At 65.8% G+C, this 14,201-nt stretch carries 15 protein-coding genes and 1 pseudogene; 8 read left to right on the forward strand and 8 right to left on the reverse strand.

Translation table 11 applies throughout. From position 1 onward, the window contains the following. Positions 1 to 160: 160 nt before the first annotated feature. Positions 161 to 1,153: an aldo/keto reductase gene (locus ACVMB0_RS03215; RefSeq protein WP_461345297.1), complete on the reverse strand. Its 993-nt coding sequence runs from the start codon at positions 1,151 to 1,153 to the stop codon at positions 161 to 163. Positions 1,154 to 1,262: 109 nt separating this feature from the next. Between ACVMB0_RS03215 and ACVMB0_RS03220 the strand changes: the two genes are divergently transcribed. The 3 genes from ACVMB0_RS03220 to ACVMB0_RS03230 all read left to right on the forward strand — a co-directional run bounded on the left by ACVMB0_RS03220 (position 1,263) and on the right by ACVMB0_RS03230 (position 4,712). Beyond that, positions 1,263 to 2,156 carry a LysR family transcriptional regulator gene (locus ACVMB0_RS03220; protein ID WP_456797179.1) on the forward strand — a complete coding sequence of 298 codons (894 nt, stop codon included), beginning with the start codon at positions 1,263 to 1,265 and terminating at the stop codon, positions 2,154 to 2,156. Positions 2,157 to 2,313: 157 nt separating this feature from the next. Further along, positions 2,314 to 2,598, forward strand: coding sequence for a hypothetical protein (locus ACVMB0_RS03225; protein WP_461345298.1), 285 nt, complete (start codon positions 2,314 to 2,316; stop codon positions 2,596 to 2,598). A 482-nt stretch (positions 2,599 to 3,080) separates the two neighbouring features. Next, positions 3,081 to 4,712, forward strand: a complete 1,632-nt coding sequence (locus ACVMB0_RS03230) for a hypothetical protein (protein WP_461345299.1) — start codon at positions 3,081 to 3,083, stop codon at positions 4,710 to 4,712. Here the strand turns inward: ACVMB0_RS03230 and ACVMB0_RS03235 are convergent. Further along, on the reverse strand, positions 4,640 to 4,960 hold the full coding sequence (locus tag ACVMB0_RS03235) for a PilZ domain-containing protein (RefSeq protein ID WP_456752239.1): 321 nt from the start codon (positions 4,958 to 4,960) through the stop codon (positions 4,640 to 4,642). The two genes, ACVMB0_RS03230 and ACVMB0_RS03235, sit on opposite strands and share 73 nt — an antisense overlap. A 365-nt stretch (positions 4,961 to 5,325) precedes the next feature. Here ACVMB0_RS03235 and ACVMB0_RS03240 point away from each other — a divergent pair, with 365 nt between their 5' ends. The 4 genes and pseudogenes from ACVMB0_RS03240 to ACVMB0_RS03255 all read left to right on the forward strand — a co-directional run bounded on the left by ACVMB0_RS03240 (position 5,326) and on the right by ACVMB0_RS03255 (position 9,653). Next, positions 5,326 to 6,843: an AMP-binding protein gene (locus tag ACVMB0_RS03240; protein WP_456752238.1), complete on the forward strand. Its 1,518-nt coding sequence runs from the start codon at positions 5,326 to 5,328 to the stop codon at positions 6,841 to 6,843. A 144-nt stretch (positions 6,844 to 6,987) separates the two neighbouring features. Continuing rightward, positions 6,988 to 7,961 (forward strand): annotated as a pseudogene (locus ACVMB0_RS03245) (S1C family serine protease). Between the two features lie 23 nt (positions 7,962 to 7,984). Then, entirely contained in the window at positions 7,985 to 9,052 is a 1,068-nt protein-coding gene (locus tag ACVMB0_RS03250) for a carboxylesterase family protein (protein WP_456752236.1), read from the forward strand. 394 nt (positions 9,053 to 9,446) lie between these two features. Continuing rightward, the gene (locus ACVMB0_RS03255; protein ID WP_456752235.1) at positions 9,447 to 9,653 is read left to right on the forward strand and encodes a hypothetical protein; all 207 of its coding nucleotides are present in this window, start codon (positions 9,447 to 9,449) and stop codon (positions 9,651 to 9,653) included. Between the two features lie 9 nt (positions 9,654 to 9,662). On the opposite strand, the gene ACVMB0_RS03260 is transcribed toward ACVMB0_RS03255, so the two are convergent. Together ACVMB0_RS03260 and ACVMB0_RS03265 are read right to left on the reverse strand one after the other, a co-directional pair. Next, positions 9,663 to 9,965, reverse strand: coding sequence for an AzlD domain-containing protein (locus ACVMB0_RS03260; protein WP_456752234.1), 303 nt, complete (start codon positions 9,963 to 9,965; stop codon positions 9,663 to 9,665). Next, positions 9,958 to 10,683, reverse strand: a complete 726-nt coding sequence (locus tag ACVMB0_RS03265; RefSeq protein WP_461345300.1) for an AzlC family ABC transporter permease — start codon at positions 10,681 to 10,683, stop codon at positions 9,958 to 9,960. The genes ACVMB0_RS03260 and ACVMB0_RS03265 overlap by 8 nt, the downstream gene beginning before the upstream one ends. Before the next feature lie 26 nt (positions 10,684 to 10,709). Between ACVMB0_RS03265 and ACVMB0_RS03270 the strand changes: the two genes are divergently transcribed. Next, the gene (locus tag ACVMB0_RS03270) at positions 10,710 to 11,312 is read left to right on the forward strand and encodes a CGNR zinc finger domain-containing protein (protein WP_461345301.1); all 603 of its coding nucleotides are present in this window, start codon (positions 10,710 to 10,712) and stop codon (positions 11,310 to 11,312) included. 16 nt (positions 11,313 to 11,328) lie between these two features. Here the strand turns inward: ACVMB0_RS03270 and ACVMB0_RS03275 are convergent, their stop codons facing one another. The 4 genes from ACVMB0_RS03275 to ACVMB0_RS03290 form a co-directional block, all read right to left on the reverse strand. After that, positions 11,329 to 12,006, reverse strand: coding sequence for a DsbA family protein (locus ACVMB0_RS03275; protein ID WP_456752231.1), 678 nt, complete (start codon positions 12,004 to 12,006; stop codon positions 11,329 to 11,331). A 36-nt stretch (positions 12,007 to 12,042) separates the two neighbouring features. After that, positions 12,043 to 12,780 (reverse strand): sulfite exporter TauE/SafE family protein, encoded by a 738-nt coding sequence (locus ACVMB0_RS03280; protein ID WP_456756409.1) that lies wholly within the window; start codon positions 12,778 to 12,780, stop codon positions 12,043 to 12,045. A gap of 134 nt (positions 12,781 to 12,914) precedes the next feature. After that, positions 12,915 to 13,637 carry an LrgB family protein gene (locus tag ACVMB0_RS03285; RefSeq protein WP_461345302.1) on the reverse strand — a complete coding sequence of 241 codons (723 nt, stop codon included), beginning with the start codon at positions 13,635 to 13,637 and terminating at the stop codon, positions 12,915 to 12,917. Continuing rightward, a complete protein-coding gene (locus tag ACVMB0_RS03290; protein ID WP_461345303.1) occupies positions 13,634 to 14,020 on the reverse strand; it encodes a CidA/LrgA family protein in 387 nt (128 codons plus the stop codon). The genes ACVMB0_RS03285 and ACVMB0_RS03290 overlap by 4 nt, the downstream gene beginning before the upstream one ends. Positions 14,021 to 14,201 lie beyond the last annotated feature (181 nt).

Here is a 14,201-nt window from a genome sequence, read left to right on the forward strand (position 1 = left end):
CAACGCGGTGTCATCACCCGCGAAAGCGGGTGATCCAGTATTCCAGAGGCGTCAGTGCTGGAGCAGAGAGGCCGCGGCGTACTTCCTCGCCCGGCTCGAGCCGGGCGATGACAGGTGTAGCTGGGGACGCAGGCGCGCGTCCCGCGACGACGGAAAGCGCTTAACGCCCGACCAACCCGAGCAGTTGCTCCGGATAGCGCGCGCCCTGGACTTCGACTGCGGTGACGGCGCTGCCGATGTCGGCGAGGTCGGCGGCGGTCAGCTCGATGTTCGCTGCGCCGATGTTTTCCTCGAGCCGATTGAGCTTCGTGGTGCCCGGGATCGGCACGATCCACGGCTTCTGCGCCAGCAGCCAGGCCAGCGCGATCTGTGCCGTGGTCGCGCCCTTGCCGGCTGCGATCCGGCCGAGCTGATCGACCAGCGCCTGATTGGCGCGGCGAGCCTCCGGCGTGAAGCGCGGCACCAGGTTGCGGAAATCGTCGCCGGCAAACGTCGTGGACGCGCTGATCGCGCCGGTGAGAAAACCACGGCCCAGCGGGCTGTACGGCACGAAGCCGATGCCGAGCTCTTGCAGCACCGGCAGGATTTCCGCTTCCACCCCGCGCTCCCACAGCGAATACTCGCTCTGCAAGGCCGTCACCTTCTGCACCGCATGCGCGCGGCGAATGGTTTGCGCGCCGGCCTCCGACAGGCCGAAATGGCGCACCTTGCCGGCGGCAATCAGGTCCTTGACGGTGCCGGCGACGTCCTCGATCGGCACCGCGGGATCGACCCGATGCTGATAGAACAGATCGATGATGTCGATCTTCAGCCGCTTCAGCGAGGCATCCGCGACCGCCCTGATGTGCTCGGGCCGGCTGTTCAGCGACCGGTGCCGCTCGGCCATCGAGCCGAGATCGAAGCCGAACTTGGTCGCGATCACGACCTGGTCACGGACCGGCGCCAGCGCCTCGCCGACCAGTTCCTCGTTGACGTAGGGGCCATAGACCTCCGCGGTATCGAAGAAGGTGATGCCGCGCTCGACCGCGCCGCGGAGCACCGCGATACCCTGTGCCTTCTCGAGCGCCGGGCCGTAGGCGAAGCTGAGGCCCATGCAGCCGAGGCCGATTGCCGAGACCTCGAGGTTGCTGCTGCCGAGTTTACGTTTCTGCATGATGTCTCTCCACGTCGATGACCGGAATTCGTCGTCGCGGGATTTAGGGCGTGCATCGGCGGAGCATTAGACGTAAAAATCAGGATGGACTTATGAGCAGGGCTCATGAATGCCGCGGCACGACGTCAACGACCTGATCGCCTTTCTTGCGGTGGCGCGCGAGCGCAGCTTCACCCGCGCCGCAGCGAGGCTCGGCGTGTCGCAGTCGGCGCTGAGCCATACCCTGCGCGCGCTGGAGGAACGGCTGGGCGTGCGGCTTCTGACCCGCACCACGCGCAGCGTCGCGCCGACCGCGGCCGGCGAACGATTGCTGCAAGGCATCGGCCCCCGTTTCGAGGAGATCGACGCCGAACTATCAGCGCTCAGCGCCATGCGCGACAAACCCGCCGGCACCATCCGCATCAATGCCGGCGAGCACGCGGCCGAGACGATCCTGTGGCCGGCGCTGGAAACGTTCCTGCCGCGCTATCCCGACATCAAGGTGGACCTGACCGTCGACAACGGTCTCGCTGATATCGTGGCGGAACGCTTCGACGCCGGCGTCCGGCTCGGCGAACAGCTCGCCAAGGACATGATCGCGGTGCGGATCGGGCCGGATTTCCGCATGGTCGTGGTCGGTGCTCCCTCCTATTTCAAGCGGCGCGAGCGCCCGAAGCGGCCGCAGGACCTGACCCAGCATGCCTGCATCAACATCCGCCTGCCGACCCATGGCGGCATCTATGCCTGGGAATTCGAGCGGCGCGGCCGCCCGCTCAAGGTCCGCGTCGACGGACAATTGGTGTTCAACAGCACGACCTTGCGGATCAAGGCGGCGCTGGCCGGGCTGGGACTGGCCTATATCGCCGAGGATCAGGTGCGCACGCAGCTCGCCAAGGGCCAATTGATCCAGGTGCTCGACGACTGGTGCGCGCCGTTTCCCGGCTATCACCTGTATTATCCAAGCCGCCGGCAATCCGCGCCGGCCTTCGCCCTGCTGGTCGATGCGCTGCGCTATCGCGGCTGATAGTCGCCGAGGCCCGACACACGCAGATGTGCATCACGGTTGAGCGATGGCCCTTGCAACCGGAGCAACACGTCCGACGTTATCGGTGATATCATCGCGCGGGCTTGACGGACGTCACATCTTCCGCCGCGGCTGTCGCGCCATCCCGGACCGGATCATGCGCAAGACCACATTCGCCATCATCGTCGCCGCCGGCCTCACCCTCGCGCCGGCCCAGCTTCTCGCCCAAGGCGCGGGCGGCTCCCCGCTGCCGCCGCGTCCCGGCGACCGCGCCGCGCCGTCGGGTAGCGCGCTTCCGACCCAGAGTGGCCAGCGCTATGCACCGTCATCCGGCGGCAATTTCAGTGCAGCGCCGGCGCTTCCGGGCTCGACAACCGGCAATGCCGGCAACACCAACAACGCGGGGGACGCCGTGCAGCCGCCTGCTCGCGTGCGCCGTTGAAGGCGCACTGATGCGTCCGGCGACTTCACGTCGAACTCGACTTTAGTCGCGAGCTAGCGCACAGATCGCGGCACCCGCATAATTTGAGGGTGCATTTTTCCAAATCCACAGGTTGTATGTTACCTAATCGATCCAACCGTAACTGAATGTTAACGGCCCCCACGCGACATGGCCGTGTGACAACCACAGGTAAATTAGCGGAACACCACAACCGCAGCCGAAGTCTCGGCGCGATGTCCGCGAAGTTTCCCGCGGTCAACCTCGTCGCGAGCGGGTTCCGCATCCGCTTCATCCGGGTGTTCCTGAATGCCGCAGCCTGGCTTCCGATCTGGTCCAGCTGGAGCATCGGGCACGCATTCCAAATGCACTGCGCGCGAGCGGACGGACAGGACTAGCCGCCGATGCACGCGCCCCTGGTCAAGACGGCTGCCACCCACGTTCAATCGATGCGTGAGGCGGCTTGGCGGTGGCTGGCGACGGCGGTGGCGCTTGCGATCGTGTTGCTGGCTCCGCTTCTCGTCATCGACGTGCCGCCGCTCACGGACTATCCAAATCACCTCGCGCGGTTCTTCATCCTGGCCCATCCGGACGACCCGGTCCTCTCGAAGATGTATGCGCCACACTGGACGATCCTGCCCAATCTCGGCATGGACGTTATCGGGGCAGGGCTGCTGCGCATAACCGATCCCCACACGGGTGGCCGAATATTGCTGGCGCTGTGCCTGCTCGGCCCGGTCGGCGGCGCGGTCGTGTACCACCGGGTCGCTTTCGGCTGCCGTTCCTACTGGCCGCTGGCGTCGGGCCTGGTCGCCTACAACGCAGCCTTCTTCATGGGCTTCATGAATTTCCTGCTCTCGCTGGGCCTTGCGCTGGTCGGTGCGGCCGCCTGGGTTGCGCTGCGCCGGCGGAATCGTTCCGGATGGAAAACGCTGGCCGGCGCGACCGCCGCGGTCGCGACCTTCTTCACCCACATCTTCGGGCTGGCCTTTCTATTCCTCCTGATCGGTGCGGAAGAGGCAGCGGAGGTCCGGAAACGCTGGTCATCGGGCACGGTCACCGTACACGATGTCATGCAGGCCGCGATCCCGATCCTGGTCGCGCTCGCTCCGGCGGCCGTGTTGTATCGACTCAGTCCGTTCGGCGACGCCGCCACGTCGCTCGGCGCGTGGCATGCGATCGTCAAATTGATGAGGCTGTTCAGCGCGTTCACGATACCGGGCTTTAACGTGACGATCGTGACTGCCGTCGCCTTCGTCGTCGCGCTGTTCGCCATGCGTCGTCATCTCGCATTCGCTCCGGGAATGCGGCTTGCGATTGCCGTGCTGGCAATCGTCTACATCGCCGCGCCGCTGCGGATGAAGGGAGGCTCCCACATCGATCTGCGGGCTGCGGTGATAATCGGATTGCTGCTGTTCGCGGGCGTGCAGCCGCGGATCGCGCGGCGCGAGGCAATGATGTTCGGCGTCGTCTTTGCAGCCTTGATTCTCGTCCGCTCGGCCTATGTCGCTGCGACGTGGATGGACAGCCGGGACGACCTTGCCGATCTGCGCGCGGCGATCGCCGGCGTCGAGCCCGGTGCGCGCGTGCTGGCCGCGACGGGATCGACGGAAGAACGGACGATGGCGCCTCCGGCGCGACGCACGCTGCCCTGGATCTACCGGCTGACCTACCACCTCCCGGCGTTGCTCCTCATCGAGCGCAGAGCGTTCTGGCCATTGTTGTTTGCCGACCCGGCGCAGCAGCCGGTGACCATTCTGCCGCCGTTCGATCGAATGTCTCACCCGCTGACGGAGCCGATCGACTGGAAGGTGCTGGCCAACGAACCGTTCTCGGCGAAAACCCTGCGATGGGCGCGCTACCTGGTCGACTGGCGTTCGAACTTCGACTATGTGCTGCTGATCGATCCAAAGCCTGGATTTCAGCCGATCGAGAAGCTCACGCCGCTCCATGACGGCGAATTCGCAAAGCTCTATCGGGTGGAACGGCCGGACGGGCTCGCGCCGCATCGAACCGGCAGCCAGACGGCGGCAGAACCTTTCGGCTATACGGCGCCGGCAGGCTCCGCGGCCGGCTCATCCGGCTCGGCTTCTGCCATCACGAATTTGAGCCCGTAGGTGTTGCCGCGACGCCAGACCACCTCGCAGGGATAGCGCTTGGCATGATCGGCGAGCAGCGTCAGCGCAAGGCGGTCCTTGACCTCGAACGCGACCTCGGTGGTGATCTTGGCGCCGCCGGGCGAAATATCGACCACCGCGCATTCGTTCTCGGTGGCGCCATCATCGACCGTGATCCACGCCGCACGGTTGTTGAGCTGGCGCCGCGGCTCGCGACTGACCTTGATCCGTGCTCCATTGCTCGCCATCGTCGTCGTCCTTGAAGACATTGGTCCTTGAAGACATTGGTCCTTGAAGACATTGGTCATTGAAGACATTGGTCATTGAAAACTGGAATCCGCGCACGCCGATCGGCGTGCCGGCACAGAACCGCACCGGTCACAATGCCGTCCCCCCGTAAAGTCCGGCTTAGCGTGATCGCTTGAACTTTACCGGAATCTTGACGGGGCTTTTAGCGAACCGGGATTCCACAATATCATCAGCAGGATATCGGCTGCGCGAGCAGCCGTCGGCTTGACATCGAGACCACATAATTGGTGAAGTGGCGGCCGTGGCCCTCGCCACATCCCTGCAACAAGAGCGCTTCAAGCCGCCTTTCCGACGGAAACGACCCATGCTTCTCCCCCTCGCCGACGTGCCGCGCTGGTATGCCGAACGCAAGCCCGCTGATGCGATCGCGATCAGTCATGGCGCGGAGACGCTGACATGGCATCAGCTCGAGCGCCGCGCCAATGCGCGGGCGCGCGCCTTCGCCGCGAAAGGCGTCAAGCCCGGCGACTTCGTCGCGATCGGGCTGCCCAACAGTAACGCATTCTTCGAGACCAGTTTCGCGGTGTGGAAATGCGGCGCGACGCCGACCTCGCTGTCGTGGCGGCTGCCGCGCGGCGAGGCAGCCGCCGTGCTCGAGATTCTCAAGCCGTCGTTGGTGGTCGGCGGCGAGGCCGACTGGAATGCGCCGAACTCGCTGCCGGTGAATTTTGTGCCGGAAGGATTTTCCGAAGAGCCGCTCGATGCGCCGGTCGCGCGCTACTGGAAGGCGATGACCAGCGGCGGCTCGACCGGGCGGCCGAAGGTGATCCTCGATCACAACCCCGCGGTGATCGAGACCACGACGCCGCTGATGCTCGGGATTCCGCATCAGGCCTCGCTGCTCAACCCGGGGCCCCTCTATCACAACGCGCCGTTCATCCTGGCGCACTCCGCGCTGTTCGGCGGCGGCAAGCTGACCGGCATGGTGAAGTTCGACGCCGAGGAAACGCTGCGGCTGATCGAACGCGAGCGCGTGCAATGGGTCAATTTCGTGCCGACCATGATGCACCGGATCTGGGCGCTGCCCGACGAGGTGCGCAAGCGCTACGACGTCTCCAGCCTGCAGATCGTGTTTCACATGGCGGCTCCGATGCCGCCCTGGCTGAAGGAGAAGTGGATCGAGTGGCTCGGCCCGGAGCGGGTGTGGGAGCTCTATGGCGGCACCGAGCGGCAGGGCGCCTGCGTGATCTCGGGCGTCGAATGGATGGCGCACAAGGGCTCGGTCGGCAAGATCGGCGAGACCGCGAAGCTGCGCATCATCGGCGAGGACGGCAACGACGTTAAGCCCGGCGAGACCGGCGAGATCTATTTCCTGCCCAATGACGGCGCCGGCTCGACCTATCACTATCTCGGCGCATCGCCGAAGCGGCGGCCGGACGGCTGGGAATCGCTCGGCGATATCGGCCGGCTTGACGAAGAGGGCTATCTCTATCTCGGCGACCGGCTCGCCGACATGGTGCTGCGCGGCGGCGCCAACATCTATCCGGCCGAGGTCGAGGCCGCGGTCAGCGAGCATCCCGAGGTGCGTTCCTGCGTCGTGGTCGGATTGCCCGATCCGGAATTCGGCCAGCGTGTGCATGCGATCCTCGAACTCGCCGAGACTGCCGATGCGCAAGCGATCGCCGACGGCATGGGCGATTTCCTGAAAGACCGGCTCAGCCGCTACAAGCATCCGGAAAGCTTCGAGCGCGTCGGCACCGCGCTGCGCGATGATTCCGGAAAGGTCCGCCGCACCATGCTGCGCGACGAGCGCGCCGCCTGGATCAAGGACAACCGCGCCTTCCGCATCATGCCGGCACGTGCGGCAACAAAAACCGAATAGATTCGTTTGATCTTGCGAGGGGCAGGTCTGCACGCCAGATGAGCTGTGCAGGCCGCCGCGCAGGGTATATCATTCCATCTTCCCTGCCGGCAGAACCTCGCACTACTATGAGGTTCCAGCACGCTGCGCGCCAGGAGATCCCTAATGCCCTCCACCACCGAATGGAAAGTGCCAGCGGCCTTTCAGCCCCGCCCCGAGGATTATCGCTATGACCTCGATCGTGCACTGATGAGCGTGGTCGGGCTGCATTCGATCATTCCGCCTGACGCGTTCAGTGCCGAGACGCTCGGCACCGAGCGCACCGGCAACGGCGTGGTGATCGACCGCGGGCTGGTGCTGACGATCGGCTATCTGATCACCGAAGCCGCCACCGTGTGGTTGCATCTCGGCGACGGCCGCGCGGTCGAGGGCCATGCGCTCGGCTTCGATTTCGAATCCGGCTTCGGCCTGGTGCAGGCGCTGGGACAACTCGACATCGATCCGCTGCCGATCGGCTCGTCGGCGGCAACCCAGGTCGGCGACAATGTCGTGCTCGGCGGCGCCGGCGGCCGCACCCGCTCGGTCGCAAGCCAGATCGCGGCCAAGCAGGAATTCGCCGGCTATTGGGAATACCTGCTCGACGAGGCGATCTTCACCTATCCGGCGCATCCGAACTGGGGCGGCACCGGACTGATCAACAAGGACGGCGAGCTGATCGGCATCGGCTCGCTGCAGCTCGAACGCGAGCGCTCCAGCCGTTCCGAACATGTCAACATGATCGTGCCGATCGATCTGCTGCGCCCGGTGCTCGGCGATTTGCGCAAGTTCGGCCGCGTCGACCGGCCGGCGCGGGGCCGTGGCTCGGCATGTACACGACCGAGATCGACAACCGCCTGGTGGTGGTCGGCGTCGCCAGCAAGGGACCGGCGGCGCGCGCCGAGTTGAAGACCGGCGACGTGATCCTCGCCGTCGACGGCGACAAGGTGACCGGCCAGACCGGCTTCTATCGCAAGCTCTGGTCGCTCGGTTCGGCCGGCGTCGACGTGCCGCTGACCGTCTACCATGAGGGCGTCACCTTCGACGTCACGCTGACCTCGATCGACCGCATGAAGCTGTTGAAGGCGCCGCGGCTGCACTAGGCAAGAAAGAAGAGGCAGTGGCGATGAGCGAGGCCGTGGTCGACGACATCGTGGCCGTGCTGCCGCCGCTGTTGCAAACGCTGGAATCGCTGGCCTTCGTCGCGCGCAACCTCAACCCGCCGGACTTCGATCGCGTGATGCAGATCGCGGGCGAGCCGGAGCAAGCCTTGCAGGCGGTGCAGCCGCGGCTCGCCGATTGGCCGGAAAAATTCGCGCACATCAAGGTCGCGCTGGAGGCTGCGATCGAACCGGCGCTGGCCGGCTATGCGGGGCTGCGCGCGGTGCAGAACGGCCAAGGCGACCTCGTCAGCGTGTTCCGCGCGCTGCGCCATCTGCCGCGCGCGCAGGAGGCGCTCTATCCGCTGACCGAATTGCCGCCGGTCAGCGGCTTCTTCATGGCGCCGGATTTGCGCGAGGATGCCGGGCTGCAGGCGAAGCTCGCGGCCAAGCCCAACGCCGACACCGGCATCTTCCACGAGCGCAACGAACCGGGCAGCCGCGGCGGCTTCTCGATGTATGTGCCGGAATATTACACGCCCGACCGCGGCTGGCCGCTGGTGATGGCGCTGCACGGCGGCAGCGGCAACGGCCGCGGCTTCCTGTGGAGCTGGCTGCGCGACGCGCGCAGCCGCGGCGCCATCCTGGTGGCGCCGACCGCGACCGGCCAGACCTGGGCGCTGATGGGCGACGACAGCGACACGCCGAACCTCAACCGCATCCTCGACCAGGTGCGCGAACGCTGGAAGATCGACGAGACGCGCATGCTGCTGACCGGGATGAGCGACGGCGGCACGTTCAGCTATGTGAGCGGCCTCGATGGCGCCTCGCGCTTCACGCATCTGGCGCCGGTCGCGGCGACCTTCCATCCGCTGATGGCCGAGATGGCCGATGCGGACAGGCTGCGCGGCCTGCCGATCTTCATCACCCACGGCAAGCTCGACTGGATGTTCCCGGTGCAGACCGCGCGGCAGACGCAAGGCTTGCTGTCGGCCGCCGGCGCCAAGGTGACCTATCGCGAGATCGACGACCTCAGCCACACCTATCCGCGCGAGATCAATGCAGAGATCATGCAGTGGCTGAATGGTGGGTGAGCCGACGGCACTTGAACTCACCTCTCCCCGTCACCCTGAGGAGCACAAAGCGCGTCTCGAAGGGTCGACGGCCCGGCTGCGGCTGGCTCCGGTTGCGTCGAGGCCGTGCATCCTTCGAGGCTCGCAAGCGCTCGCACCTCAGGATGACGTGTGAGAAATTGTAGCGAGCAGCCTCGCCACGCCGTCGTCCTGGCGAAAGCCAGGACGACACTGAACACATTCACACTCTCTCAGGATGACGGTCATGGATTGGCCGTGAATAGAACAACACAACTCATGCGCCTGCGGCTTGCAAGGCCGCAACCGGGAAGACGGTTGACGATGCGGCGCACCGAGCGCTGGAACCACAGCGAACCCTCCAACGTTATCCTGCCGACAGCGGAGGGATTAAGCGATGCGGACGTTTTTCGGCATGATCTTGGGCGCGCTCCTGCTGGTTTGCGGCGTCTATGTGGCCGATTCGATGCGGACATCGAGCGTGGCCAATGGCGAGGTCGCGCAAGACACCCGCACCATCGTCAATTGGGACGTCGCGGCCCATGACTGGAATCTGCTGAAGGCGCGTACCCGCGAGCAGTGGGACAAGATCGCGTCGAAGTAATCGCTGCCGTCACCATCCGATCGTGGACGCCGCCAGCGCAGCGCCGAACCCGGCTCCCAGCGCGGCCCATTCCCGCGCCGTGATCGCCATCGTCACCAGCGCGACCACGGTCCCGATCAGGCCTGCCGGCCCGCCCGACAGGCAGCCGCCGACAATGAATGCAATGAACAGATTGCCGGGCGCGAGCCGGAGAAACCGCGCGGCGATGCCGTCCTCGCGCATCGATGCGGCGAGAACGTATCCGCCGGCGCGCATGGCATAGCAGGTGATGCCGAGGATGCAGATGACGCCGAGGACCTGCAAGTCATGCATCGCTCGGCTCCATCATGCTCACGAGCGTGCCGCAGCCGCCTCCGATCAGCATCGACCAGCTGGGATCGACAAAGCGGGCGACGAGCAACGCGGCAACGGCCGAGGTCAGCCACGGCCAGGGCGATCGCGCGTTCTTCCATTGGCTCGGAATAAGAGTCGCGATGAACATCGTCGGCAGCAACGCGGCGGCAAGCCTGAGCGGTCCGTTTGCCGCGAGCGGGGCGGCATAGGCGAGCGCGGTGCCGCCGACCCAGCCGACCGCCATCGGGATGCTTGATCCCAGCAGATAGCCTGCATCAGGTCCGTTGCGGTCGGCGTCCGCGCTCGTCATCAGCCACGACGCATCCGCGAGCAGAAACAGGCTGGGCAGCATCTTCCGGGGCGCCAATCCGCCAAACAGCTGGCGCAGATGGGCGCCCATCAGTAAGTATCGTGAATTCGTGGCGATGCAGGCAACCACCATGGCAACGACCGGCAGCGGACTGGCCCACATGCTCAGCGTGATCGCCTGCGCCGTGGCGGAGTAGACCAGCAGGCTGAACAGGATTGCATGCGCCGCCCCCAGCCCAAGCCCCTTGTAGGTCAGCCCCATCACGAGGCCGGCGGCACCGTTGCTGAGCAGGAAAGGCAGCGCCGCGACCAGGCCCCGCCTGAATCCGGCTGTCGTCATCGTGGGGACGCGTTGAAACTGTCGGGCACTTGTAATGGTCATGACCATTAGATTAGACTTGGTGAGAGGCCGTGATGTCAAGAGACCCCGCGCGGGCAGCGACGCAGTTCTTCGGCGGACGGGTCTGCCTTGACTTCGCCAACACGCTGGACTGGCGCACCTCCAACGATCCGCAGGAGCTGATCCCGGATTATGCGGCGCTGTTGGCCTGGAGCGAACGCCGCGGGACCTTGCCGCTTGCTGCGGCCACAAAGCTGAAAGCGCGTGCGGCAAGCAGCGAGGCCGCTCGCGCGATGCAGACGGCGTATGAGCTGCGCCGCGACATCTGGCGCATCTCGGACGCGCTGCGCGGCGGCCGCGCCGTGAATCTTGGTCTCGTCAATCGATTGCTCGCAGCGGCGCCCCGGCAGCCCGACCTCGTGCGGCAGGACCGTGGCTATCGCCATGCGCTGGCAGGGACCGATTTGACGGAGCCGTTATGGCCGGTGCTGTGGTCGCTGACGGCCCTGCTGGCGTCCGACGACGCCAGCCGCATCGGATGCTGCGAGGCCGATGGCTGCGGCTGGTTCTTTGTCGACGAGAGCCCGAACCGAACCCGCAGATGGTGCTCGAGCGAGGTGTGCGGCAATCGCGAGCGTGCGCGGCGCGCCTATGCCAAGCGCAAGGGCTCCACGTGATTGAATGCCAAGGGACTTAGTTCTGCTCGGTCTTGCGGCCCATATTGGCCTTGCGCGCGTCGGCGATCACCTGCTCGAACTGATCCATGCTGAGCACACCGGGCACCCGATACTTGCCGACGATGAATGACGGCGTGCCGTTGAAGCCGAACGCCATCGCCTGCTCGTTGTTGCGCGACAGGATCGCGTCGATCGCCTTGGCGTTGGTGTCGAGATCCTTCTTCAGCCGGTCCATGTCGAGCCCGGCGCCCGAGAGCAGCTCGGCGATGCGCGGCTCGGTGATGCGCGAATTGACCGAGATCATCGCCTCATGCGCGGCCTCGAACTTGTCCTGGTACTTCGCCGCCAGCGCCATCCGCGCCGCCACCTTGGAGACCGGCCCGAGGATCGGCCAGTCCTTCAGCACCAGACGAACCTTGCCGTCGTCCTGCACCACCTGACGCAGCTCCGGCGCGAGCTTGCGGCAATACGGGCAGTTGTAATCGAACCACTCGACAATGGTGATGTCGCCCTTGGCATTGCCGATCACAGGAATATCCGGATCGCGCAGCACCTGCTCCTCGGTCAGGACCTTGTCGTCCTCGGCGCGCGCGCCGCCCGCGGCCAAGAGCGCGATGCCGGCACCGATCAAGCCGAGCGCACCGCGCCGGGTGGCAGCGGCGTCGATCAGGGGTGATGTCGTCAGATGGTTCATGGCTGGCTTCCGGAAGGGCCCTTCGCCCTTCTACGTTCAGGACACGTTGATGTTACGCAGCAGCATATAGATCGCCACCACGATAATCACAGTCGCAAAGACAATATTCAGGGCGCCGCGGCGTTCCGACAGGTGCCGGGCACTGCGGGTGCCCAACAGGCCGCCCGCGATGCCACCGGCGACGAATAGCCCCGCCAGGCCCCACGACACCAGCCCGGACCACGCATAGCTCAGGGCCGTGGTCATGCCGAAGGCGGTGACGGCCACCAGCGAGGAGCTGACCGCGTTCATGATCGGCATCCCGGTCGCCAGCATGAGCGCCGGCACGATCAAGAAGCCGCCGCCGATGCCGAAGAAGCCCGACATGGTTCCGGTCGCAAGGCCAAGGCCGATGATCGCCGGCATGTTGGACATCGAGATCTTGACGTCGGTCAACCCGACCCGTGCGCGGGTCTTCAGCATCAGGCCCGCGATCACCAGCATCACGATCGAGAACAACGCGAGCAGCTTCTGGCCCTCCAGCATCTTGCCGAGGATCGAGCCGCCGAACGCCCCGAGCATGCCTGACAGCGCGAACACCAGCGCGCAGGACCAGATCACGGTGCCGCCGCGGGCGTGGTTGGAGAGATTGATCGCGGCGTTGGCGGCGACCGCGATCGCCGATGTACCGATCGCGACATGCGGCTCGGGCACGCCGACCACATAGACCATCAGCGGCACGGCCAGGATCGACCCGCCACCGCCGACCAGGCCCAGCGAAAAGCCGACCAGCATGCCCGATGCCAGCCCAAGCAGGCTTTGAGTTGCAGAGAAGACCAAGGGAGACAGACTCGCGTTTGCGGCGGCACCCTAGAAGGATTTGCTAGCTGATGCCATACCGATAGCACAAAACCGCCATGCAGCCGGCATCAGCGCAGCAAATATGTCACGGCCAGCGGTACCAGCAGCGAGGTGACCAGCGCGTTCAGGCTCATCGCGATGCCGGCAAAGACGCCGGCGACCTCGTCGACCTGGAAGGCGCGGGCGGTGCCGATGCCGTGCGCCGCGATCCCGGCGGCAAAGCCGCGGCCGCGGAAGTCGGTAATCCCTGTGAAGTTCATCAACGGCGTGACGATGATCGCCCCCATGATCCCGGTGAGGATCACCGACACCGCGGTCAGCGACGGATCGGCATGCAGGGATTCGCTGATGCCCATCGCGACGCCGGCCGTCACCGATTTCGGCGCCAGCGACAGGATGATGTCGCGCGGCAGGCCGAACGCCCGCGCCAGCAGCACCACCGAGACGATCGCCGTCAGCGAGCCGACCGCGAGCGCGACCAGCATCGGCAGCACCGCGGCCGCCACCCGCTTGCGGTTCTCGTAGAGCGGCACCGCCAGCGCCACCGTCGCCGGCCCGAGCAGGAAGTGCACGAACTGCGCGCCGGCGAAATAGGTGGTGTAGGAGGTTTTGGTCAGCAGCAGGAAGGCGCCGATGATCCACAGCGAGTGCAGCACGGGATTGGCGAGCGGATGCCGCCGCGTCTTCAGCGACACCGCATCGGTCGCGGCATAGGTCAACAGCGTCACCGTCAGCCAGAGCAACGGCGACTGCGAGAGGTAGACCCAGAGCGAGAACGGGTTGTCGCTCACGGCGCCTCCTCGTCGCGCGAGAACAGGCTGCTCGCCGCGACGAAGGTCGCAACCGTCGCCAGCAGCGTGACGATCACCGATACCGCGAGGATCACCAGGATCGCCGTGCCGTGTTCGGCGAGCAGATCGAGCTTCTGCACCACGCCGACGCCGGCCGGGATGAACAGTAGCGACAGATTGGCGAGCATGCCGCGGCTGGCGCTCTCGACGCCGTCATTGCCGAGCGGCCCGCGCGCCAGCGCCGCATACCGGTCGCGCGCCAACAGCAGCAACAGCAGCAGCACCAGCCCGACCACCGGACCCGGCACCGGCACGGCGAGCGCACGCACCGCAACCTCGCCGACGAGTTGGCAGAGCAGGATCAGACTGAGGCTGGCGATCATGGCAGGGCGCTCGCGCGAAGTATCCTCGTATCAGGTCGGTGTGGCGATGGCTTGTCAATGCGCGGGACTTGAACGCGTGCGCAGATGCTAGGCACTCTGGTCGCTGATCCGTTGCGCCTTTCTCAAACCCGTCATCCTGAGGAGCGCGGAACGCGCGTCTCGAAGGATCGACGGCCACCAG

The sequence above is a fragment of the Bradyrhizobium sp. USDA 4451 genome (assembly GCF_054822585.1).